The sequence below is a fragment of the Alcanivorax sp. DP30 genome (assembly GCF_009882945.1).
Taxonomy (GTDB): Bacteria; Pseudomonadota; Gammaproteobacteria; order Pseudomonadales; family Alcanivoracaceae; genus Alcanivorax.
This window is the reverse complement of sequence record NZ_WTUY01000002.1, coordinates 124860-147861: the sequence shown is the minus strand read 5'-3', so window position 1 is coordinate 147861 and position 23002 is coordinate 124860. Positions and strand designations below refer to the sequence as shown.

General features: G+C 57.0%; 21 protein-coding genes. 10 read left to right on the top strand and 11 right to left on the bottom strand.

Annotated features, from left to right (window positions below; all coding sequences use genetic code 11):
• The first annotated feature begins 70 nt into the window (after positions 1–70).
• The gene (locus GQF00_RS01245; protein ID WP_161317270.1) at positions 71–730 is read left to right on the top strand and encodes an outer membrane protein; all 660 of its coding nucleotides are present in this window, start codon (positions 71–73) and stop codon (positions 728–730) included.
• Between the two features lie 46 nt (positions 731–776).
• Here GQF00_RS01245 and purU read toward each other — a convergent pair whose 3' ends face one another.
• Positions 777–1649, bottom strand: a complete 873-nt coding sequence (purU, locus tag GQF00_RS01240; protein ID WP_161317268.1) for a formyltetrahydrofolate deformylase — start codon at positions 1647–1649, stop codon at positions 777–779.
• Positions 1650–1679: 30 nt separating this feature from the next.
• A complete protein-coding gene (locus tag GQF00_RS01235) occupies positions 1680–2699 on the bottom strand; it encodes an AraC family transcriptional regulator (RefSeq protein WP_161317265.1) in 1020 nt (339 codons plus the stop codon).
• Between the two features lie 268 nt (positions 2700–2967).
• On the opposite strand from GQF00_RS01235, the gene GQF00_RS01230 reads away from it, so the two are divergent.
• On the top strand, positions 2968–3330 hold the full coding sequence (locus GQF00_RS01230; protein WP_161317263.1) for a response regulator: 363 nt from the start codon (positions 2968–2970) through the stop codon (positions 3328–3330).
• Here GQF00_RS01230 and GQF00_RS01225 read toward each other — a convergent pair.
• Positions 3327–4865 carry a Na/Pi cotransporter family protein gene (locus GQF00_RS01225; protein ID WP_161317261.1) on the bottom strand — a complete coding sequence of 513 codons (1539 nt, stop codon included), beginning with the start codon at positions 4863–4865 and terminating at the stop codon, positions 3327–3329. The two genes, GQF00_RS01230 and GQF00_RS01225, sit on opposite strands and share 4 nt — an antisense overlap.
• Positions 4858–5682 (bottom strand): polyphosphate kinase 2 family protein, encoded by an 825-nt coding sequence (locus tag GQF00_RS01220; protein ID WP_237440343.1) that lies wholly within the window; start codon positions 5680–5682, stop codon positions 4858–4860. Before GQF00_RS01220 ends, GQF00_RS01225 begins: the two co-directional genes overlap by 8 nt.
• Positions 5683–5751: 69 nt before the next feature.
• Between GQF00_RS01220 and GQF00_RS01215 the strand changes: the two genes are divergently transcribed.
• Positions 5752–6162: a VOC family protein gene (locus GQF00_RS01215; protein WP_161317258.1), complete on the top strand. Its 411-nt coding sequence runs from the start codon at positions 5752–5754 to the stop codon at positions 6160–6162.
• Between the two features lie 173 nt (positions 6163–6335).
• Here GQF00_RS01215 and GQF00_RS01210 read toward each other — a convergent pair whose 3' ends face one another.
• Complete coding sequence (locus GQF00_RS01210) at positions 6336–8498, bottom strand: 3-hydroxyacyl-CoA dehydrogenase NAD-binding domain-containing protein (RefSeq protein WP_161317256.1); 2163 nt, start codon at positions 8496–8498, stop codon at positions 6336–6338.
• A gap of 27 nt (positions 8499–8525) precedes the next feature.
• A complete protein-coding gene (locus tag GQF00_RS01205) occupies positions 8526–9737 on the bottom strand; it encodes an acetyl-CoA C-acetyltransferase (protein ID WP_161317254.1) in 1212 nt (403 codons plus the stop codon).
• 247 nt (positions 9738–9984) lie between these two features.
• On the opposite strand from GQF00_RS01205, the gene GQF00_RS01200 reads away from it, so the two are divergent.
• The gene (locus GQF00_RS01200) at positions 9985–10743 is read left to right on the top strand and encodes a glutathione S-transferase N-terminal domain-containing protein (RefSeq protein WP_161317252.1); all 759 of its coding nucleotides are present in this window, start codon (positions 9985–9987) and stop codon (positions 10741–10743) included.
• A gap of 159 nt (positions 10744–10902) precedes the next feature.
• Positions 10903–11061, top strand: coding sequence for a hypothetical protein (locus tag GQF00_RS01195; RefSeq protein ID WP_161317250.1), 159 nt, complete (start codon positions 10903–10905; stop codon positions 11059–11061).
• Positions 11062–11151: 90 nt separating this feature from the next.
• Here the strand turns inward: GQF00_RS01195 and GQF00_RS01190 are convergent, their stop codons facing one another.
• Positions 11152–11475 (bottom strand): hypothetical protein, encoded by a 324-nt coding sequence (locus GQF00_RS01190; protein ID WP_161317248.1) that lies wholly within the window; start codon positions 11473–11475, stop codon positions 11152–11154.
• A gap of 91 nt (positions 11476–11566) precedes the next feature.
• Between GQF00_RS01190 and smrA the strand changes: the two genes are divergently transcribed.
• Positions 11567–12160 carry a DNA endonuclease SmrA gene (gene smrA, locus GQF00_RS01185; RefSeq protein ID WP_161317246.1) on the top strand — a complete coding sequence of 198 codons (594 nt, stop codon included), beginning with the start codon at positions 11567–11569 and terminating at the stop codon, positions 12158–12160.
• Positions 12161–12303: 143 nt separating this feature from the next.
• Here smrA and sthA read toward each other — a convergent pair whose 3' ends face one another.
• Positions 12304–13701 (bottom strand): Si-specific NAD(P)(+) transhydrogenase, encoded by a 1398-nt coding sequence (gene sthA / locus GQF00_RS01180; RefSeq protein ID WP_161317244.1) that lies wholly within the window; start codon positions 13699–13701, stop codon positions 12304–12306.
• 114 nt (positions 13702–13815) lie between these two features.
• Here sthA and GQF00_RS01175 point away from each other — a divergent pair, with 114 nt between their 5' ends.
• A complete protein-coding gene (locus GQF00_RS01175; RefSeq protein WP_161317242.1) occupies positions 13816–14100 on the top strand; it encodes a hypothetical protein in 285 nt (94 codons plus the stop codon).
• Here GQF00_RS01175 and GQF00_RS01170 read toward each other — a convergent pair.
• The 3 genes from GQF00_RS01170 to GQF00_RS01160 form a co-directional block, all read right to left on the bottom strand.
• Entirely contained in the window at positions 14077–18519 is a 4443-nt protein-coding gene (locus GQF00_RS01170; protein ID WP_161317241.1) for a choice-of-anchor Q domain-containing protein, read from the bottom strand. The genes GQF00_RS01175 and GQF00_RS01170 overlap by 24 nt on opposite strands.
• Before the next feature lie 153 nt (positions 18520–18672).
• A complete protein-coding gene (hda, locus tag GQF00_RS01165) occupies positions 18673–19362 on the bottom strand; it encodes a DnaA regulatory inactivator Hda (RefSeq protein ID WP_161317239.1) in 690 nt (229 codons plus the stop codon).
• A gap of 3 nt (positions 19363–19365) precedes the next feature.
• Positions 19366–20388, bottom strand: a complete 1023-nt coding sequence (locus GQF00_RS01160) for a DUF2066 domain-containing protein (protein ID WP_237440342.1) — start codon at positions 20386–20388, stop codon at positions 19366–19368.
• 157 nt (positions 20389–20545) lie between these two features.
• On the opposite strand from GQF00_RS01160, the gene purM reads away from it, so the two are divergent.
• The 3 genes from purM (at position 20546) to GQF00_RS01145 (ending at position 23000) form a co-directional block, all read left to right on the top strand.
• Complete coding sequence (gene purM, locus GQF00_RS01155) at positions 20546–21589, top strand: phosphoribosylformylglycinamidine cyclo-ligase (protein ID WP_161317237.1); 1044 nt, start codon at positions 20546–20548, stop codon at positions 21587–21589.
• A gap of 63 nt (positions 21590–21652) precedes the next feature.
• Entirely contained in the window at positions 21653–22315 is a 663-nt protein-coding gene (gene purN / locus GQF00_RS01150; RefSeq protein WP_161317235.1) for a phosphoribosylglycinamide formyltransferase, read from the top strand.
• A 28-nt stretch (positions 22316–22343) separates the two neighbouring features.
• On the top strand, positions 22344–23000 hold the full coding sequence (locus GQF00_RS01145; RefSeq protein WP_370519440.1) for a DUF3108 domain-containing protein: 657 nt from the start codon (positions 22344–22346) through the stop codon (positions 22998–23000).
• The last annotated feature ends 2 nt before the right edge of the window (positions 23001–23002 follow it).

The following is a 23002-nucleotide window of genomic DNA, read 5'->3' as shown; positions in this document are numbered from 1 at the left end:
AGCCTCTGAGGCTGACGCAGCAGGGGAGCAAGATGGCTACATTGTCCTTATCACAACGGCTGGATCAATAATGAAAACAACACTGCCGCTGACTTTGGCGCTGGCTGGCGCCCTGATCACCCCAGTACACGCCGAAGAAGAGCTTGCGCCACCCGACGTGGATTTCTTTGTACAGGCCCAGATGACCAAGGCTGACATGGATCCCTACGGCTTTGATACTGCCGACGGGCTCACCATCAATATCGGCATGTGGTTGAACAGTGTCGATTTGGGCGAAAAATCCCGCTTTGGTATTGAAGGCGGCTTTGTGACTCAGGGTGATGTGGATGAAACGAATGACTTCATCCGTGCACCTTCCGTTTCGGAAGATCAGGCCGGCGCATCCTCAGTACGTGTCCGTCAGGAAGACTCCCTGGAACTCAGCGGCTTTACCGCCGGTGTTGTCTGGCAAAGCCCCTACTGGCTGTACCTCAAGGCCGGTGGCTACCTCTATGACCTCAAGCTGGACAATCGCCAGCAGCGTATCCTTCTGGACGTCAACGGCGACACCGTGACCACCGTCAATGATGCTCCGCAAAGTGACAGCCAATCCGGTTTCGCCCCTTACGTCACTGCCGGTGTAGCGGTTCCGGTGTTGGATCGCCTGTCACTGACCGCCCAATACCAATATACCAATCTGGAATCCGAAAACTTCGGCACCCTGGGTATCGGCCTGAGATTCACCAACTAATAACAACACGCTGCACGCTCACGGCGTGCAGCGTGTTGGTTGTGCGTTATTTAACGAACACCACTGTCTTGTTGCCATCGACGATCACCCGGTCTTCCAGGTGCCAACGGACAGCCCGTAGCATGACCTGGCGCTCCACATCCTGGCCCAGTGCCTTCAGTTCATCCGCTGAATGGCGGTGACTTACCCGCTGCACGTTCTGCTCAATGATCGGCCCCTGATCCAGATCCGCGGTCACATAGTGACTGGTGGCACCAATCAATTTGACGCCCTTGTCGTGGGCCTGTTGATAGGGATTGGCCCCCACAAACGCCGGCAGGAACGAATGATGGATATTGATCACGCTGTGCGGATAGCGGGAAACAAAATCGGGGCTGAGGATCTGCATGTAGCGCGCCAGCACAATCACATCTACGCGCCCTTCCAGTAGCCGCAGTGCTTGCGCTTCCGCTTCTGCCTTGTTGTCCGCCGTTACCGGTATATGGTGATACTCGATACCGAAACGCTCCACTTCCTCGCGCAGATCATCGTGATTGCTGATCACCAGCGGTATCACCGCCGGCATATCACCACGAGAGGTGCGCCAGAGAAGATCCATCAGTACGTGATCGTGCTTTGATACCAGTACCGCCATGCGTTTTTTCTCGCTGGCGTAACTGATCTGCCATTGCATGCCGTAAGGTTCTGCCACGCGACTGGCAAAGTTGTTACGCAGAGCCTCACGGGAACAATCCAGCTCCGGAGTCTGGAACTCCAGACGCAGAAAAAACGTGCCGCCATGGGCGTCACTGGAATGCTGGTCGAAATCGGTAATGTTGGCGCCGTGATTGAACAGAAAGGTACTGACTGCACTGATAATGCCAGGCTTGTCCGGGCAGGTTACCAACAGTCGCGCCGTGGTGGCGTCGGTCATGGTCATCTCAGATCCTGATACGGGTGCCTGCCAGGATCACTGGCTGACACCAAAATGTTCCTTGCGATAGCTGGACGGGGTTTTCCCGGTCCATTTCTTGAAGGCACGATGAAAGGAACTTGCTTCACTGAAGCCCATCAGCAAGGCAATCTCGTCAATGCTGAGTTCCGGCTTGGACAGATAATAGACCGAGGCATCCTTGCGGATGGAATCCTTGATCTCCTGATAACTGGTATTGGCTTCCTTGAGACGGCGACGCAGGGTCTGCGGTGTCATATTCAGTTTGCCGCAAATTTCGGTGAAATCCGGAAAACTGTTGCCGTACTCATTGGAAATGATCGAGCGGATCTGTGCCGGCAGGCCCACATTGTGGATGTTGCCGTCGAATAACTGGGCCAGGGAATCCTTGAGGAACTTGGACAGGGACAGCTCATTCTGTACCAGCGGAAGTTCCAGGAACTCGGATTTGAAGGTCACAGAGTTTTCTTCGGCACCATACTCGATCAAACAATCGAACAGGAACCGGTGCTCTTCATCATTCTGGGTATCGGAATAGTCCAGGCGCACTGCCTGGGGCTCAATGGCCTTGCCCACCAGCCAGCTCATGAACCGCAGCCAGATAAACAGGGAGGCCTCGATGATGACTTCACGGAAATCCAGGCGCGGATCCGTGGCCACCTTCAGACGGGCAATGTCACCATCGCGCTCGATCACCGTGCCGGAGCTAAGCTCGAAAAGATCATAGAAGCGGATCCCCCGTTCTACGGCAGAGCCAAGATTGGGGCAATTGATGACCGCATGGGCCATCATGGAGAACGTACCGGGCTTGGATTTGCGTCCCTGGCCGAAGCCCAGAAACTCATCCTGGGTCTGCTCCATGATCAGGAGCATCATCTTGATAAACGTATCACGCTCGATTGTACCTTCCGGATCCTCCAGCAGCTGGCGAGGAATACCGCATTTTTCCAGCAGCTCGGGAATACTGGCTCCGGATCGGGCCGCACCCTGCAACAACTTGACCACTCGATTGATATTGATCGTTCTGCGATGGTACATCGATCAGTCTATCCTCTACCGTCTGATCCGCCCGTTCAGCATTATTGTCAGCCGGGCTGCTGTAACCCCGGTACACGGAGCCTTGGAACGCCAATAATAAAGAAAATGCAGACAATTGACATAGTCTTGCACTGACAGATCCCCAAGAGCATGATTTTATCAATTTCAAGGCCTTCCAGCCTCAACCTGTTGCAACTTGTCACACTAATTGTTGCGATCATCAATATGCGCCCTTGTGCTGAAACCCGCCATCAGCTAAAAACGACTCATGCGAATTCTGGTCGTCGAAGACAACAAGGCTGTCAGCCTGATCATCTGCAGAATCATTGAGGAACTGGAGCACGAATACGTGCTTGCAGCCGACGGTGAGGCAGCATTGCGTCTGTTCAGGCAGCGCGAAGTGGATCTATTGATTCTGGATGTGGAGTTGCCCGTGCTGGATGGCTTCAGTGTGGCCCGGGAAGTCCGTAACGAGGACCGCAATATCCCTATCCTGTTTATTTCCGGCAACAGCAGTGAAGCTTACCAGCAGCAAAGCCTGGATTCTGGTGGTGATGCACTGATGGCCAAGCCTATCCGGCCCAGCGAACTGCGCCGTTGGCTTGAGGGCTATCTGGCCAGGGCCAGCTAAACCATAGGCACTATATCGCCGCTTCCCGCTCCCCGGTCTGCCGCCCTGCTACGCAGCCAGTGGCGGCCACTTTCATCAATTTCCCGGGCAAGATTCAGCACGCTGATCCCCTGCTCCCGTGCAGGGCGGACCAGGCCGTAAGCTTCCACCAACAACCGCTCCATGGCACAGGCATGGTTTTGGACGTTTACTGTCGCCTCCCCATAAAGCGTCTCAAGATACCTCCTGATATGACCATCCAGTGCCCGCAAGCCCGGATCATTACTGCGGGCCATGGCCGCCATGTCATCGACCACATCCTTGACAGACTTGAGCGCGTAAACTGCCTCTCTGACTCTCGAGCGTAACAATCCCAGCCGCTCGGACTGGCTGGCGGACAGGGCTTCCTGTGCGACCCGATTGGCATAATCCGCCATCACCAGCTCCTGGTCTGTGATGGCCTCATAACGGTGGTAAAAGGCCTCCAACGTGCCTGACGACAGCGGTCGCTGACACAACTGCCGTATCGTCTCCACCAGGTTGTCAGCGTGCTGATCGAGCACCAGCAATGCCGGCTCCCCTGAATTCGGGGCAATATCTGTAAACACCCCTCCCCCGTCCCTCTTCCCGATAAAACGACGAATGGCTTTTTCAAACCATCCAAGAAAAGGCATGAAGATAACAATCCCCAGTAAATTGAAGCCGCTGTGAAAGGCAACCAGAGAATACAGCGGATCATGAATTCCCAATTTCGTCATCAACCACGGCCAGAGCGGCATCACCAGAACAAACGCCACCAGTGCCGTCGCAACGTTATAGAGCACATGAAAAGCGGCAACCTGCTTCTTGCTGAGAGACCCTTTCAGCGCTCCCAGCAGCAAGGTGCTAGTGGTGCCAAGGTCCGCCCCAATCACTAAAGCCAGTGCTTCCGGCAACCCCACAAGACCACCGTGGAGGGCCGACAAGGTAATCAGCATGGCCGCCGAGGAAGACTGGATGATTGCAGTGAGCACCGCACCCGCAAACAGGTACAGAATGAGCGGGTACCCCTGCAGCCATGCAAGATCAAATCGCTGTCCCACGCCCTCCACCGCCTGCTTCATGGTGTCGAGCCCAAAGATCAGTAACCCGAACGCGAACAGGAAAAGTCCGGCGGCACGCCAGAACCCTTTGGGCAGCAACACCCAGGCTAGCCCCCCTGCTCCCGCCAGGGGCAAGCTGATGCCCGACAGGGAGAGCTTGAAGCCAAGCAACGCCACCAGCCATCCTGTGATCGTGGTTCCCAGATTCGCCCCCAGCATCACCGCAATAGCCTGTCGCAAGGGGAGAATTCCGGCGGAAACAAAGGCTAGAACCAGCAAACCCACCAGAGAACTGCTCTGCATCACCGCCGTGATCAAGGCCCCAACCGCTACCCCTCTCAATGTCGTCGAGGTGCCTGCACGCAGCCAGCCTGCCGCTTTTTCACCGAACAGGGCCTGTACCGCCTGTTCAATCTGCTGCATCGCAAAGAGAAACAGACCAAGCCCGGCCACCATGGTCAATAGGCTATGCATCGCCGTTATCCTGGTCGAGCAACAGCTCGCGATAACGGGCGATGCAGGCAGCGTGCTCCCGGGGGTACTCTGGAGCGAGCGATTTCAGGGACTCAGCCAGAATGGCGGCCACCACTGCTCGAGCAGCGGGTTTGTCGTCGTTGGGTATCACATGCCAGGGCGCGTATTCGGTATGCGTGGCCGGCAGCACCTCATTGACCAGTTGCAGATAATCCGCCCGGGCCTCCCAGCTCCGTATATCGGCGTCATCGAATTTCCACCGCTTTCTGGGCTTATCAAGGCGCTTCACGAGTCGCTTCCGCTGCTCATCTCGAGAGGTATTGAGCCAGATCTTGATGATGCGAGTGCCTTCACGGTGCAGATGCTCTTCAAAAGCATTGATGGATTGGTACTTCAGCGGCCATTCGTCGCTGGCGTGCTCGGAGATCGGCCACAGCCGTTCGGCCAGTACCGACTCATAGTGGCTTCGGTTGAATGCCACCACCTCCCCGCGCTCGGGCAGATGCCGCCACACACGCCAAAGAAAGTCATGATGCACCTCCTCCCCCAACGGCCGCGAAAAACTGTGCACCCGGAACCCAGCAGGATCCATGCCCTGGGCCAGAGTACGAATCAGACTGTCCTTGCCCGCAGCATCCAGTCCCTGCACCACCAGCAGCACACCGTAACGGCGATTTGCCATTAGCCGCCGGTGGTATTCGTTAAGCGTATCCAGAGAGCTCCCCAGATCGGCTACAGAGCCTGTGGAAATGCGCGTTTCGAGGCTTTCCACCTGCATCCCTGGCGTCACCGCCTCGGTAAATATCGACGCTGTCATCACCATTCCCCTCCACATCCTGTGTTGAGCATAATGGGATCTCCCGGTACATAAAATGAGGAGCATGCCGTGCAACCCAGAATCAGCATGATAACCCTTGGCGTCGACGATCTGGCGGCCTCCATTGAATTTTATGAGCAAGGACTGGACCTACCCCGCCGCCCCATGCCCGATGATGCACCGGTGGCATTCTTTGAGCTTAACGGCACCTGGCTGGGGCTGTTTGGCCGTAACGACCTTGCAGAGGATGCCGGAATGGATGCCCACGGCAGCGGATTCCGTGGAGTGGCCCTGGCCCATAACCTGGATTCGCCTGCTGACGTTGACAGTTTGATCCGGCAAGCCGAACAGGCCGGCGGCACCGTCATCAAGACCGCACGTCCCACTGAATGGGGAGGTTATTCCGGCTACTTCTCTGATCCTGACGGGCATCTGTGGGAAGTGGCGTGCAATCCGCACTTCTGGGTGGGACCGAGATAATACGGGCGTGAGGAGCAAGTGACAGGTTTCAAATGAGAACGCGAGAAAATCACCAACGGCGTGCGAACGCTGTACCGGGCCCATCACCCCTTCGATAAGCTCATGACGGCACTACGACCACAAAAAAGCCCGGCGCATGGCCGGGCTTTTCTGTACTGCAGGAAAGGGAAATCTTACTTGAAGATTTCACCCTTCTCGGCTTTTTCTACCAGCAGTGCCGGCGGGTTGAAGCGCTCGCCGTACTTGGCTGCCAGTTCCTGGGCGCGAAGGACGAAACCTTTCAGGCCACCCTCGTACTGGTTGATGTACTGAATAACACCACCAGTCCAGCCCGGGAAACCGATACCGAAGATGGAACCGATATTGGCATCGGCAACAGACTCGATAACACCTTCCTCAAAGCACTTCACCGCTTCCATGGCTTCGATGAAAAGCATCCGTTCCTGCATATCCTTCATGGGGATCTCGGTGCTGTCTCCAAAGGCATCTTTCAACCCCGGCCACAGCTTGGCCTTGCCACCTTCCGGATAGTCGTAGAAGCCTTTACCCTGCAGCTTGCCAGGGCGATCCAGCTCTTCGACCATTTTCTTCATTACCTGCTCTGCAGGATGCTCAGGAGGCATCGGAGTACCTTCCCGCTCTGCATCATCGCGGGCGGCCTTGCCGATCTTCAGGGCGGTGCCCATGTTGATTTCGTCGATCAGCTTGAGGGTGCCCACCGGATAGCCTGCCTGCTGAGCGGCTTGCTCAACAGAAGACGCCGAAACACCCTCACCCAGCATGGCGATACCTTCGTTGGCGAAGGTGCCGATCACACGGGTAGTGAAGAAGCCACGGGCGTCGTTCACCACGATCGGCGTTTTGCGGATCTGCAAACAGTAATCGTAGGTCTTGGCCAGGACTTCCGGAGAGGTATCTTTACCGCAGATGATTTCCACCAGCGGCATCTTGTCGACCGGGCTGAAGAAGTGGATACCGATGAAGTTGTCCTGCTTCTTCACGCCCTTGGCCAGGCCGGTGATCGGCAGGGAGGATGTGTTGGACCCCAGCACCGCGTCAGGCAGTACCACGTCTTCGATTTCCTGGAACACCTTGTGCTTCAGCTCGGTGCTTTCGAACACGGCTTCGATAACGAAGTCCACGCCTTCCAGATCCTTGGCATCGGCGGTGGCCGTAATCAGGGACAGCACCTGCTCTTTTTTCTCTTCGGTCATCTTGCCGCGAGAGATGGCCTTGTCCAGCAGCTTGCGGGAGTAGTCCTTGCCCTTCTCGGCATTCTCGACAGAGATGTCCTTGAGTACCACTTCGGAGCCAGTCATGGCGGTCACGTAGGCAATGCCTGCGCCCATCATGCCGGCACCCAGTACACCGACTTTCTTGGCGGTGAACTTCGGCACATCCTTGGGACGGCTGGCGCCACCGTTGATGGCCTGCAGGTTGAAGAAGAAGGCGTTGATCATGTTCTTGGCAACCTGACCGGTTACCAGATCGATGAAGTAGCGCTCTTCGATCTTGAAGGCGTTGTCCACGTCTACCTGGGCAGATTCCACGGCGGCCGCCATGATGTTCTTGGGTGCCGGGTAGTTGGCGCCTTTCAGCTGCTTGCGCAGGTTAGCCGGGAAGGCCGGCAGGTTGGCAGCAAACTTGGGAGTGGACGGAGTGCCGCCAGGGATCTTGTAGCCCTTGGCATCCCAGGGCTGCTGGGATTTCGGGTTGGCCAGGATGAATTCCTTGGCCTTGGCGATCATGTCTTCTTCGCTGTCGACCACTTCATCGATAATGCCGACCTTGAGAGCCTTGTCGACCTTCATGCGCTGACCCTGCATCAGCACATTCATCAAGGCATTCTGGATACCCAGCATACGCACGGTACGGACGATACCCCCGGCACCCGGCAGCAGACCCAGAGACACCTCAGGCAGACCAAACTGGGCCTTCGGGTTGTTCAGGGCGATGCGACGATGACATGACAGGGCGATCTCCAGGCCACCACCCAGCGCGGTGCCGTTAAGGGCACATACAACCGGGATACCCAGCGTTTCCAGCTTGCGCAGATCACCTTTCAGGAGTTTGCCGCCATCTGCCATTTGTTGGGCATTTTCCGGCTTCACCTGGATCAGGTCACGCAGGTCGCCACCGGCGAAGAACGTCTTCTTGGCTGAGGTGATGATGACACCGGCAATGTCGGCTTTTTCTTTTTCCAGACGCTCCACCGTGTCGTGCATGGACTTGGTGTAGCGATCATTCATGGTATTCGCAGACTGCTGCGGATCGTCCAGGGTCAGGGTAACAATGTTATCCGCGCCCTTTTCCCAGCGAATAGTCGATTCAGTCATTTCAATATCTCCAATTCCGGTGGCCGCTTACAGGCGCTCAACAATGGTGGCGATACCCATACCTGCACCCACACACAGGGTACAGAGGCCGAATTTCTGGTCGCGCCGCTCAAGCTCGTCCAGCACGGTGCCAACGATCATGGCACCGGTAGCACCCAGCGGGTGCCCCATGGCAATGGCACCACCATTCACGTTGGTGATGTCGTAGCTGATTTCCATGTCTTTCATGAACCGCATGGCCACAGAAGCAAAGGCTTCGTTGATTTCCCACAGGTCGATCTGGTCGGCCTTCATGCCAGCCTTGGCCAGCGCCTTGCGAGCAGCCGGTGCAGGACCGGTCAGCATGATGGTCGGATCGGCACCGCTGACAGCGGTGGCAACAATACGGCCACGGGGCTTGGCACCCATCTTGTCGCCGGCTTCCTTGGACCCCATCAGCAGCAGGGTCGCACCGTCCACGATGCCGGAGGAGTTACCCGGGGTATGAACGTGGTTGATCTCTTCCAGCCAGTGGTACTTCTGCAGGGCCACGGCATCGAACCCACCCATTTCGCCCATCATGGCGAAGGAAGGATTCAGGTTGCCCAGCGCGTCCGCGGTGGTGCCAGCGCGAACGTGCTCATCACGGTCCAGCACCACCAGGCCGTTCATGTCTTTCACCGGCACAACAGACTTGCTGAAGTACCCCTTTTCCCATGCATTGGCCGCACGAGCCTGGGAATTGGCAGCATATTCATCAACATCACGGCGGCTGAAGCCTTCCACAGTGGCAATCAGGTCAGCGCCAATACCCTGGGGGATAAAGCCGGTGTCGAAATTGGTTTCCGGGTCCAGCGCCCAGGGGGTACCGTCAGAGCCCATGGGAACGCGACTCATGACTTCCACACCACCGGCAAGTACCAGGTCTTCAAAACCGGAGCGTACTTTCATTGCTCCCAGGTTCACGGCTTCCAGACCGGATGCGCAGAAACGGTTGATCTGCAGACCGGATACGGTTTCCGGCAGACCGGCAGCCAGCGCGGCGATTTTCGGCAGCACACCGCCCTGATCACCCAGCGGGGACACGATACCCATCACGATATCGTCGATCATCGCCGGGTCCATGTTCGGGAAGCGCGCCTTGATCTCATTAATCAGGCCAACCACCAGGGAAATCGGCTTCACGGTGTGCAGCGAGCCGTCCTTCTTGCCCCGACCTCGGGGCGTACGAATCGCGTCGTAGATATAGGCTTCGGTCATGGAACCTTCCTCTTGCCTCAGGCAGATGTCAGCGCTTTGCTGACGGGTTATGAAGGGCAGTGCGATAAGCGGCATCCTGCCCACGATAGAGAGGAGCTAAGAGTGCCTGCCAGCGCCTCATGACTCAATGACATGAGTTAACAGGAAGATTGAGCGGAAAGGGCAAACACTTTGCCGCTGTCTGTGCAGCCATTGCACGGTAACCGGGAGCTGCTATGGTGCGGACAATCTTTCCGGGAGACTTCTGATGTCACACACTCTGGATGTTTTGCAGTCACTAGCGTCCTCCACGCTCCAGCAAGGGCGCGGAATCAATACCGCCGGCCACTCACGCCAACCCGCAGAGCCCCTTGAGCTTTACGATATGGAAGGCTGTCCGTTCTGTCGTCTGGTCCGCGAAGCACTCACCGATCTGGATCTGGATGCCCTGATCTTTCCCTGCCCCAAGGATGGCGATCGCTATCGCCCACTGGTAGAACGACTGGGAGGCAAGCAGCAGTTCCCCTACCTGATGGATCCGAATACCGGTGCAGCCCTGTACGAGTCCAGCGACATTATCGAATACCTGTACCAGGAATACGGCGGGCGCCCCGCGCCAAAGCGCTGGCTGGTGCGCAGCCTGCGCACGGCTGCTTCTGTGGCGGCTTCCCTGCCCCGCGCCCGGCGCGGTATCTACAGCGATGAATCCGTGGTGCCAGAACAGCCTCTGGAACTCTATTCCTTTGAAGCCAGTCCCTTTGCCCGCCTGGTCCGGGAGCGGCTGACCGAATTGCAGATTCCCTACACGCTTCGCCAGTGTGGCCGCGACCAGTGGCAGGACTGGGTGCTACCGCCGCTCAGGAAAAAACTGGTGCCAGACTACGCTCCCAGCCAGCGCAATCGAGTCACACTGATGGATCGCGCCGGCAGAATCGCCGTCCCCTATCTGGTGGATCCAAATACCGGCGTGGAAATGTTCGAGTCCGCCGCCATTCTGGACTATCTGGAACAAACCTACGCCAGATAATCCGTTCGTCAGCTCTCCACCCCCGTAACGGCGATAAATGCCGTTACGGGCACTTCTCCCGCTTTCGCTTTAGTGCTATATATCGCTTCAGATGCTGCCGGTTTTGTCCAGCAGGGTTGGCAGCATCACTTCTATCAACAGCGGAAAGTGAGCAGCACCATGGGTCGTCGACAATTTGATGACTACGAACCGGAAGAATGGGAAGAAGAGCACCAGCGCGCAGACCGGGATCGTCGCAAACGCGATGCAAAACGGCAGCGACATCATGGTGAGGAGAATAACGAGAACCGGGAACACCGGGACTCGCGTTATTCCTGATCCCTGAACGGCGTCACACAGTTCTCATCCACCCCGAAAGCCTGCGCTGGCAGGCTTTCGGAGGTTTACTGTTTTCTGCTTTCTACCCGATCAAACGTCGCCGTACCGTCCGGCGAGCGTGGTCAGGATCGAGGCCGCATTGTCATCTACCTGCAGATGAAAGCCTCCACGCCAATGACCGTTAGGCAGATAATCATGCCAGCATGGCGTTGCCATCACCGCCACTTCACGCTGGCCATACAAGGCTATGGGAAGATCAAGGCGCAGAGGCTGAATCTGGCTTGGAGGGACACCTCGTCCAGTGAGGCAAATTCCTTCGTCCGTGAGATTCAGGACGTGACCGATAGGCTGACTGCCGATACTGGCCTTCACGTTCAGGCGTAACCGGGGCCTTCGAAAACGACGACGTTCCATAACGAGTCCTCTTTCATGCCGGTCCTCCTGCCAGTTTCCTCCCGCATTAGGTACCATTCAAGACAAGCTTTTAATTCTGTGGAGCAGTTCCATGGCCAGCAATGACGATGACCTGTTCCGTCGCGAAATGGCGGATGTCACCCCAATCAAGCACGATGCCCGCGCAGACACCGGCCGTCCCCGGCGGCAGGACAGCATTCGCGAGCAATTGCGGCGGGCTGCTGCTGTTGACGACAAGCGGGATAACAACCCCCTGACCGTGCCGGAACAGGTGGAGCCTATTGCCCCTCTGGATATCATAGGCGTAAAGAAAAACGGGGTTCAGGAAGGCGTCTACCGGAAGTTGCGGCTGGGGAAATACGAAGCCCAGGACGTGCTGGACCTGCATCGAGTCCGCCTCATGGAAGCCCGCGATCAGGTCAATCATTTCCTCAACCGCGCCCACGAAAACAGCCTGCGTGCCGTTTTGATCAGCCACGGCAAGGGCCTGCACAGCGAACGCCCCGGCTTACTGAAAAGCTATGTGATGCACTGGCTGAAAGAGAGTCATCTGGTGCTGGCCTACCACACCGCCCCGCAAAACCGCGGTGGCACCGGCGCCACTTTCGTCCTGATCCGCAAGAACAGCCAGGCCAGGCAGCAAAACCGGGAGTTTTTCATGGAGGCGGGCAAGAACAACCGCTAATTAATAATTAATAGTTAATAACGAATAATTCGCGATACGCGATTTGGGGTCTTGAAACGCAAGAGGCCGCGCCAATCTTCCGGGCGCGGCCTCTTGCGTTTCAGATCAAATCCATGCGCGCTCGCGCAGCTATTAATTATTCATTATCTTCTGATTCTGTTGATCCCATTGATCGCCGCCACCCGATACGCTTCCGCCATGGTCGGGTAGTTAAAGGTGGTGTCGATGAAGTACTCCAGAGTGTTGTTTTCGCCGGGCTGACGCATGATGGCCTGACCGACATGGACAATCTCCATGGCCTGGTAGCCGAAACAATGAATCCCCAGAATCGCCAGAGTTTCCCTGTGAAACAGGATCTTCAGCATCCCCACCCGCTCACCGGTGATCTGCGCCCTGGCCAGATTCCGGAAAAATGCCTGCCCCACTTCATAGGGCACTTTCGCTTCAGTGAGTTCTTGCTCGGTCTGCCCCACACAGCTAATCCCGGGAATGGTATAGATACCCGTGGGAACATCTTTCACTTGCCTGATTTCATCACCGGCAATGGCCGCGGCACAGAATCGGCCCTGATCGTAGGAAGCACTGGCCAGTGACGGCCAACCCACCACATCCCCTACCGCATAGATGTTTTCCACTTCCGTCTGGTAGCGCTCATTTACTGCCAGCTGGCCGCGATTGTTGGGTTCCAGGCCTACCATTTCCAGGCCCATGTTTCCGGTATTCCCCGAGCGGCCGTTACACCACAACAAGGCATCTGCCCGTAATTTTTTTCCGGACTTCAGTTCCAGCGTCACACCATCCTCATCCGCCACCACATGCTTGTACTCCTCACCCTGACGAATGGTGCAGCCCTGGTCGCGGAGGTGGTAGCTGAGCGCATCGGAGATTTCCGTATCAAGAAAATCCAGCAGATGGTCTCGGGAGTTGACCAGATCCACGCGGATCCCCAATCCGGTAAAGATGCACGCGTACTCCGATCCGATAACGCCCGCCCCGTAAATGATGATGTGCCGGGGGGTGTGGTTCATGGTGAGAATGGTGTCGGAGTCATACACACGCGGGTGGTCGAAATCCACGTCCTGCGGATGATAAGGCCGCGACCCGGTGGCGATGACTATGTTCTTCGTTTCCAGCAGGTGCGTACGCCCTTCGGTATCGTCCACCTGCACTTCATGGGGATTGGCGATCCGGCCACGGCCGGCAAAAATGGTAACGCGATTACGGATATAGAAATCCGTGCGCACCTGCACCTGGGAATCAATCACCTCCCGTGTGCGGGTGATCAGATCCTGCCAGCGCACATCGCGCGGATTGATAATGCCTCGCAGCAGCGGATTGCGCTGGGTACGGATAACCTGGCGGACCTGGTGACGCAACGCCTTGGAAGGAATCGTCCCCCAGTGGGTGCAATTTCCCCCCATTGCCCGTTGGTCTTCGACAATGGCAACACGAAGATCCTTCTTGGCAGCCTGCATCGCCGCCGCCTCCCCTGCCGGACCACTACCAATGACCACAAGATCCCAACCGGCACTGATGTCCATTCACACCTCCCTCTCACACATTTGCACAGTATAGAGCGGTGGCACAGTCACGACGAGTTAGACTAAGGTGAGAAACAGAAGAAAGATTCACATTGCACGTCAGGGAGACCGCAAATGGAACAACAGAACAATACCCGGCAATCCTCCGCACTGGCTCGTGGCAGCAAGAAATCCGGTCAGTGGCTGATCAGCCACCCGGTGGGAGCACTACAACTTATCGGGCTGATTTTGCTGATTATTATCGTGGCACAGAATCTGGAGCCCACCAGCATCGACATCCTGTTCTGGACACTGGTGGACATCCCAAAACTGCTGTTGTTGCTGATCAGCATGGTGACCGGCGCCCTGGTCTGGGAACTGGCCAAGCGCACCCTGTTACGCCGCAAACCGGCGGCGTAACAGCAACAGCATACTGCCAATCAACATCCACCCCATGCTGCCAGAGCCGGCGGTTGTCTCGTCGTTATTGTAGCTGATGGTGTATGTCACTTGCTGGGAAGTAGTGTTGCACTGGGTATCTTCCACTTTCAGAGTGAAAGTATCCTTGAACGTATTGAAGTTGCTGTCCGGCACATAGGTAACCGTGCCCGCATTGTCGTCATCAATAACGATTCCCGCCCCCAGGGTCTCCCCATCTTCATTTTTCTTGGCGAAGCTGGGCTCTTTGGCAATGGAAACGTTGTAACGGCCGGTGCTCCAGTCGATCACCGCATCGGGTTCATCCGGATCACTCACCACCAGCTTGAACACCACCTTTTTGCCCGGTTGGTTGACGACGGACTGGCTCTTCAGTGTCGGCGCCTTGTCCTTGATGGTCATGACTACCGTGCCAGCATCTGCATCCTGAACCGTTACACCATTACTGTCCTCAAAGGTATAGCGAAACGCGACTTTGACGGGATCCTCACTGGTACTGGTGCACATGCGGGTATCGAATTCCGGGATGGCTGGCGGGGTAAACAGCACCACGCACTCATCGGCGATGTCCCCGTCCTCGAACAGGCTCGGGTTGGCATCAATGACTTTTTGCGGGATCGGATCACCACACTTCAGATCATAACCGTCACGGTCTTCATTATAATAAAGCCAAACGAAACGGATGGTTGCGCCGACCATGGAAGTGTCGTCAACGGTGTCGAGCGTAAACAGGGTCTTGTCTGTTGTGTCCTGCACATACTCATAAATGGTGCTGTCGTAAACTTCCGGATCAGCTGCCGACGGAACCGCATGCAGAAAGGTGAACTTGTCCATGGCAAACTCGGCAGGATTACCGCTATCCAACAGCACAAATTCAGCACCATCGCTGGGCAGATCGTTATCCAGAATATCCACCGGCACCTGTCGGGCAGGCGTATTCTGGTTGCTGCCTTCATCGTCTTCTGCGGTGATCTGCTGGTACTCGAATGCGCCGATATCACAGCGGCCACCGGACGTGCGGTCAATGCCGCGAAGGTCAGTGGCCCGACATGCCAGTGGAGTACCGGTGCCGCTCACCAGCGATGCATCATTACCCATATTCAACAGCACGTCGTCGAATTCAGCATTGGCAATGGCCAGATAAGGCGGGACATAGTCATCGCTGCTGCCCTCGCCTTCAAAATCAGGAGCATCAGTCAAGACACTTTCCAGTGACGCCGCTCCAGTGGAAGTCTGGTCGGTGGTGCTGGCCGTTGTCGCTGTGCAGGCAAGGCCGGAATAGGCGTTGTACTCGCTTTCATGCAGGATGGTGGCTCCTGTGCTACAGGCATCACCACTATTGAAATAGGCCGAATTACTCATGCGGGTCTCGGTGACCGCATCACCCAGATCAATCCCCAGACCACCGCTATTATTCATGAACGAGGCATTCATGATATTGGCATTGACCGCCAGCCCGCTGAGATCCAGTGCCGATCCTTTAGGGGCCGTGTTATCCAAAAAGGTACTGTTGGCGATTTGCAGTTCACCGGCACGGATGTTGGCATCCAGCACGCCGCCTTCTACCAATGCTGTATTGTTGGCAAAGGTGCTATCGATAATGGCAACCTTGAAGGTTTCTACGTACTGGGCGGTGCTGGACATGACCCCGCCAGAAACATCGGCGCTGTTACCGCTGACAAAACTGCGGTTAAACGTAAGCAGCTTTTCATTACCCGCATTGGAACGAATGTAGACCACGCCACCATTCGCTTCAGCCGCGTTATTCAGTATTCGTACACGGTCAAAAATCACCGAGCCACCAGTAATAATGACCGCGCCGGAGCCTTCACCGTCCGTGCCATTACCACTGACGAAACCGTCTTCCAGGGTCAGATACTGAAAGCGCACGGAGGGATAACCAAGATTCGGGCCTGGCGGCTGGACTTCGAACAAGCGAAAGCTGCCATCGCCCAGAATACGGGTCAGGGTATCGTTATCATCCAGGTCATCTTCATCACGGGCCCCTTTACCGATGATCTCCACCCCGCCACCTTTAACCACGAGGGTATCGGCAAGCTGGATATCGCCAGCAGGCAGCAGGATGGTATCCGTGGCATTACCGCCATAGGCACAATCCGGGCTAGCGGCCTCACCCGCATTCAGCAGTGCCTCTCGGAGAGTACACTTGCCATCATTCTTGATCGAAGGAACATTATCCGCGAGGGAATTTACCGTGATGTCCACAGCCAGGGCCTGACCGGTTGCCGCCAGCATAAAAACCGCCATCAAGCCACGCAGGCCGCTACCGAAACGACGAACCATACCCGCCAGCAAAACCAGCAGCAGCATTAATCCCCCCTGGGCACCCAGACTTTTCTTTTCGGTTAATCCGGATTCTGGCTCGGCAAAAAAGTTGGCGATCTCATCCAGGTTCTGCCCCAGATCAGTACCACCTTCAAAGGCATCCTTGTCTACCTGGTAGCGGATCTGGTCTACACCGTGGAAATTGGAAGACGGGCTATAACGAATTTTTGGATAGCCATTGGCATCAATTACCGGCACCGCGCTACCCAGCTCGGGAAATTCGATAATCGTCAGGCAGCGATCCATCACAGCTTGATCAATACAGACATCGTCACCCGCCGTGCAAGTGCCTTCGCTCACCACGATGTCATCAAGGAGAGAACAGTTGATCACGGTGTCATTGAGATCATTCGCCACCACATCACCCAAGACACTCTGACCACTGATCAGATTAATCTCTTCCGGCTGGGCCTGGGCGCGAAGAAATTCGATGGCACCCACATCACAGCGCCCACCAGGACCACCGCGGGAGTTACCACGATTGTCCGTGCTTTCACAGGGATCGATGGAGGAGTTTTCCGGGTTGCCACGGTCAAACAGGCTAGCAAAGCCAGGACTGGCCGAGGGATCGGCCAAGACAGCAGCAGGATATGGGTTGGGCAGAAAACCGGGGTAAGGCCCGCCAATGTCTTCCGCCGACATTGGTGGGCAAGCGCCTACCCCAGTGGTCAGGCCGCCAAAAATCGGATCGCCACAAGGTACCCTGCCTTCACCAAAAAACACATCCACCTCAGCGCCATTCGGATTACTGGTTACCGGGGTTCCCAGAGTCTGCTCTTCCGGCGTTGGGCAGTTGCTGTCATCGGTAATCGTAAACAGCAGCCGGGCGGCAGCAGCAGCGTTCACAGCGGTGCCATCCAGCACGGCACCGGCACAGGCGCCACCATCATTGCCGACCATGACAGTGTGCAGAATCTGGTCACGGGTTTCCGCATCCGCGGGATCCTCGAACCCGGATTCAGCCAGGGTCAGGGCAACACCTTCGTTGAAGGCAATGGTCATGTTCACCAGGACCGCCGTGTGGTTATCCGATACCACATTGATGCCGCCCCCCGTATTCCCAGTGATGGTGCCATTCCCCAGCTCTATACCAACTCGCACCGCCGGCACAGCAGGATCGGCAACCGAGTCACCCGGGTTGCCGCCATCCATATAAATCACACCGCCGTTGCTACCGGCCTGGTTGTTGGCCATGTAAAAGTCGTAGCCAATGATATTGCCGTCGAACGTATCGGAGGTCGCGATCACGGAACCAAACTGAGACGCTGTGTTGTCTTCGAAACGTCCGCCACTGGCGAACGCAACCCCGCTACCTTCGGTCATGAAAAGTGCGCCACCGTTGGTGGCTTGCCCACCAGCCAGCACCACATTGCTGTTGATGATGACCGTGCCAGCCGCGTGAATAAGGCCACCATTGTCATCAGCAATGACCATGTCCGGATCCATGGTGGCGTTACCATCCCGAAGCTCCAGATTGGCCAACGACATGGCGCCACCATCATGAATGGCAAACACGCGGGAATTGCCCCCAGCGGAAATTACCGGGCGCACCTTGTCTTCGGCTTCTTCGAAAGCATCCAGCTGAAGCGTAAAGGCGATCTGGTTGGAGAGCGGTTCAAAAGTGACTGTGTATTCGATTTTTGTGTCATTCGGATCGGGAGTGTCCGTATCCGGCACTTCCTCAGACGTCACAACCACTTTTTCACCAATACCGATTGGCAGACTGCCATGCTGGAGCGTGTAGGTCTTGCCCCCAACCAGCTTGATGGTATCGCTGCCTGTGCCTGCCTCACAGCCATCGACGGGAAGACGGTAATTACTGGCGTAGATTGCTTCGCGAAGAGAGCACAGACCATCAGCGGGGCTCGTGGTCACCTGCCAGTCGGTGGTTTCGTCCCAATCCTGAGGGTTCGGAGATTCGTCAACCAGGTCAGCAGCCACCACGGTGACCTCTGGATCAGTCGTGCTGTTGATCTCGTAAACGGTGGCGTGGGATGAGGCTGCAAAAAGCAGGGTACAACCAGCAAGGCTCTGCCATGGCCCAAGGTGGCGCATTGTGTTCTCCTGCAGGCGTTAGTCCGCCTGGCATTATTGTTCTAATAAGTCTTTCCAAACCCATGGGGCTGGACAATGTAACCCCATGTAATTACGGGCAATAATAACGCCGATATCAGTATCAGACTGTTGTTTCTGTGTAAGCGCTCCTTTTTACCACCCCAGCGCATCCTTGACAAAGGGAATAGTGACCGAACGTTGTTGCGCCAGCGCCAGCTGGTCAAGGCGATTCAGCAAGGAGACCAGCCCTGCCGGGCTTCTTTCACTCCGCAACACGATAAAATGGGCCACTTCCGGCTCCAGCCTCAGGCCTCGTGTCCGTGCTCGCGCGATCAACAAGGCTTCCAGTTCTGCATCCGCCAGCGATTGAAGCCGGTATACCGGGCCGGCGGCCAGACGGGTGGCCAGATCTGGCAGCATCAACCCCATGGCGGCGGGGGATGCCGTGGCGGTAACCAATAACCGCCCTCCCCTGGCCATCAGCCGGTTATAAAGATGGAACAATGCCTCTTCCCAACGGGGTTCTCCGGCAAAGTGCTGACAATCGTCCAGGGCCAGCAGATCGAACTGCTCCATGGATTCCAGCACTTCCGGGCTCAGCGGAAGAATTTCTTCGGCGGGTAACAGGCAGGCGTTAAGGCCATGATGCTGGGCCAGCCGGACGGCCCCTTCCAGCAAATGGCTCTTTCCCTGGCCGTCGCCACCCCAGATAAAGGCCTGGCGATCCTCACCCAGCACCGTTTCCCGAACACCCTGAAACAGGGCGCCATTATCACCGGCAACAAAATTGGACAGGTCGTTGCCCTCGCGCAGCTGCAGAGCAAGGGGTAGTTGCGCCACCATTGATCAGTGGCGCCAGCAGTAACGCCACTGTGGCCCGGCCACAGCGTCATCAGGACAGGGAGACAACGCGGAAGACAGTGACAGCAAATCGCGCAGCTGCGCATCGCTGCCGCTGAAATCCAGACCATAGATCAGGGAGTCTCCGGAAACCTGAACCAGCGAGACGCTCTGCACCCCACCAAGCCCTGAGAGGAAGTCCCGCAGCGCCTTCCAGTCATCCAGCGCACCAACTGATTGTACCGTCAGCAAGGTGCGCTGATCGCTGGCTCCGCCGGCCACCGCAAAGCGGTCAGCCAGCTGATCTGTCACGCTATCCACAAGGTCCGCAATGGCCTGCGGGGTGGAGTCAGACTTGATACGGCCATCATCCAGGGTCTTGCGGCCCTGCAGGATTCGCCAGCTCACCGTCGCCGGATCGCCACTATACAGCACCGCTGCGAGCACCATTTCATGGGGATAGCGAGAAGACGCCTCCAGAATCTGGTTATCAAAGCGGCCTCGAATATCCGCCACAGCCAGGGCTCCACGATCGGTGGCATCCCACTCCGGGATCACCACGTCCAGACCCCGGCGATCGGCTTCACGCTTGAGCATGGCGAAATCCGGGTGGCCGGGATTGACCATGCTGCCTTTGCCCGTGCCCTGATCCACCAGCCAGACCAGCACACGGGGTCGGGGCACACCCCACACTGGCGCCCCGCTGGAGCCAATAAAGTCCATCAGACCTGCGGTATCAAACCGCGCCACCAACTTACCCTCGCGGTAATCCTGGCGAATGACCCAGCGATCGCGCTGTTCCGCAGCTTTTTCTGCCACCGGCAGATCCAGTACCGACGGCTTGCCGCTCAAACGCACCAACACCTGGTTGAGCGCTTCACCCAAGGCCCGTTGCTGCTCTTCCGGGGTGCGGTTTTCCACCGCAACTTCCACGGTATCCAGTGTTCCGGCCAGTGCGGACTGCACTCCTGACAACATGACCAGCAACAATAACAGTGCTGCTACTACCTGCTTTCCATTTAGACGCATGAGCGCAAAATCCAACCAGTCTCATAAAGCGGGCTATTATCACCTATTCGATGCAGACTGGCGAACCGGATTTTCTCTGTCATTCTCTGCTACTCAGCGGTGGAAAGATGGGCGCCGGACTCTTAAAATACGCGCCTTCATCAACCCGGAGCCCCCCATGACCGAACAGAAACGGCCACTGACCTACCGTGACGCTGGCGTCGACATCGATGCCGGAAACGAGCTGGTAAAGCGTATTGCCCCCGTGGCCAAGCGCACCCGCCGCCCCGAGGTCCTGGGTGGCCTGGGCGGTTTCGGCGCCCTCTGCGAGCTGCCCTCGCGCTACAAGAACCCGGTACTGGTTGCCGGCACCGATGGCGTGGGCACTAAGTTGCGTCTGGCCATTGATACCGGCCGACACGACAAGGTGGGTATTGATCTGGTGGCCATGTGCGTCAACGATCTGATCGTTGGCGGCGCCGAGCCACTGTTTTTCCTCGACTACTACGCCACTGGCAAGCTGGACGTGGAAACCGCAACCAGTGTGGTCACCGGCATTGGCGAAGGCTGTGAAATGGCGGGCTGCGCGCTGATTGGTGGCGAGACAGCTGAAATGCCCGGCATGTATGAAGGTGAAGACTACGACCTGGCTGGCTTCTGTGTTGGTGTAGTCGAGAAGGATGGCGTGCTCGACGGCAGCAAGGTGCAGGCCGGCGACAAGCTGATCGGCCTGGCCTCCAGTGGGCCGCACTCCAACGGTTACTCTCTGGTACGTCGCATCATGGCGCAGGCCGAAACGGATGTTGAGCTGGACGGCAAGCCGCTGATGGAGCACCTTCTGGCCCCCACGCGCATTTATGTCAAGCCGCTGCTCAAGCTGATCGAGCAGGTTGAGGTGCATGCCCTGGCCCACATTACCGGTGGCGGCCTGCCAGAGAACCTGCCCCGCGTGATGCCCGAGAGTACCCAGGCCGTGATTGATACCAACAGCTGGGAATTCCCCGCCGTATTCCAGTGGCTGCAACAGGAAGGCCAGGTGCCCGCCTTTGAAATGTACCGCACCTTCAACTGCGGCGTTGGCATGGTCATCGTAGTGCCGGCGGATCAGGTCGACGCCACCTTGGCATTGATGGAAGCGGAAGGAGAAACCGCTTTCCTGATGGGCGAGATCCACGCTGCAGACGGCGAGCCCGAGGTTGTTCTGGAAGGCCTGGAAGACTGATCGAACCCGGGCTGCCGGCCTGCTGGCAGCCCATTTTCTGACAAGCCCCTGGAAACCCGTTCAATGACCGATTCCCCCTCCGCCGCGCCACATCGTCTGGCTGTGCTGATCAGTGGCTCAGGCACCAATCTGCAGGCCATTCTGGATGCCATTGCGGCAGGAAATCTGCACGCGCGGGTTCCGGTTGTGCTGTCCAACAAGGCCGAGGCTGGAGGGCTGCAGCGGGCCCGCCAGGCCGGCATTGCGACTGAAATTCTGGATCATCGCGATTTCGACAGTCGCGAGGCCTTTGATCAGGCAATGATCGACAAGCTTGAGCCCTATGAGCCGCAAACCCTGGTACTGGCCGGGTTCATGCGTATTCTCTCCCCCGTGTTCGTTCGCCATTTTGCAGGCCGGCTCATCAATATCCACCCTTCCCTGCTACCCAAGTACCGCGGCCTGCACACCCACGCCCGCGCTTTGGAGGCTGGCGACAGGGAACACGGCTGTTCCATTCACTTTGTCACCGAAGAACTGGACGGCGGCCCACTGATTGCCCAGGCCCGTGTGGAAATTGTGGCGAACGATAATCCGGATTCCCTGTCCAATCGTGTACAGATACGTGAACATCAGCTTTACCCGCTGGTGTTGCAATGGCGCGCAGAGCAGCGCCTGTCACTGGACGAACAGGGAGTCAAGCTGGATGGGAAGCCTCTACCCGAACAGGGTTATCAGGTCCCTTAGGGCCGCCCTTCTGCTGGTACCAATAGCCGTGGCACCGATTGCCTCTGCCCAGCCACCGGTTACCCCTTTTACCCTCGATTATCGACTCAAGAGTGAGGGCATTCCATTCTCCATTACGGCCACCCGCACTCTCAAAAAGGTGAAAGGTGACCTGTGGAAAATGGAAGTCAGTGCCAAGAACTGGCTGGGTGAAATCCGCGAGACCGCCCTCTTTAACTGGCAATCCTGCACACCGCAAAGCAGCTATTATGGCTATATGCGCAAGGGCCTGGGGCAGCTAAAAGAAGCCACCTTGCATCTGGACCGGGAAACCGGGGTGGCCGCCAGTGAGCGTACCGGCAAAGCCATGCACAGCTACCCCATTTCGGAAACAGCCACTGACGAACTGTCTGTGAGCCTGGCGCTGCAGTGCGCTCTCGAACGTGGCGAGCAGGACATCAGGCTGGACGTGGCCGATGAGAAGTCACTGGAAACCCAGCGCTTTCGCGTAGTCGGTGAGGAATCCCTGAAAATCGATGGTGAGCGGATCAACACCGTCAAGGTGCAACGGATTCGGGGCGCAAATAGTCCCCGACAAACTTTCATGTGGTTTGCACCGAAACATCATTTTCTTCTGGTACAGTTGCAGCAAAAGAACAAAGACGGTGAGCATCTCATGACACTGCAATCCCTGGAGGGGCAATAACT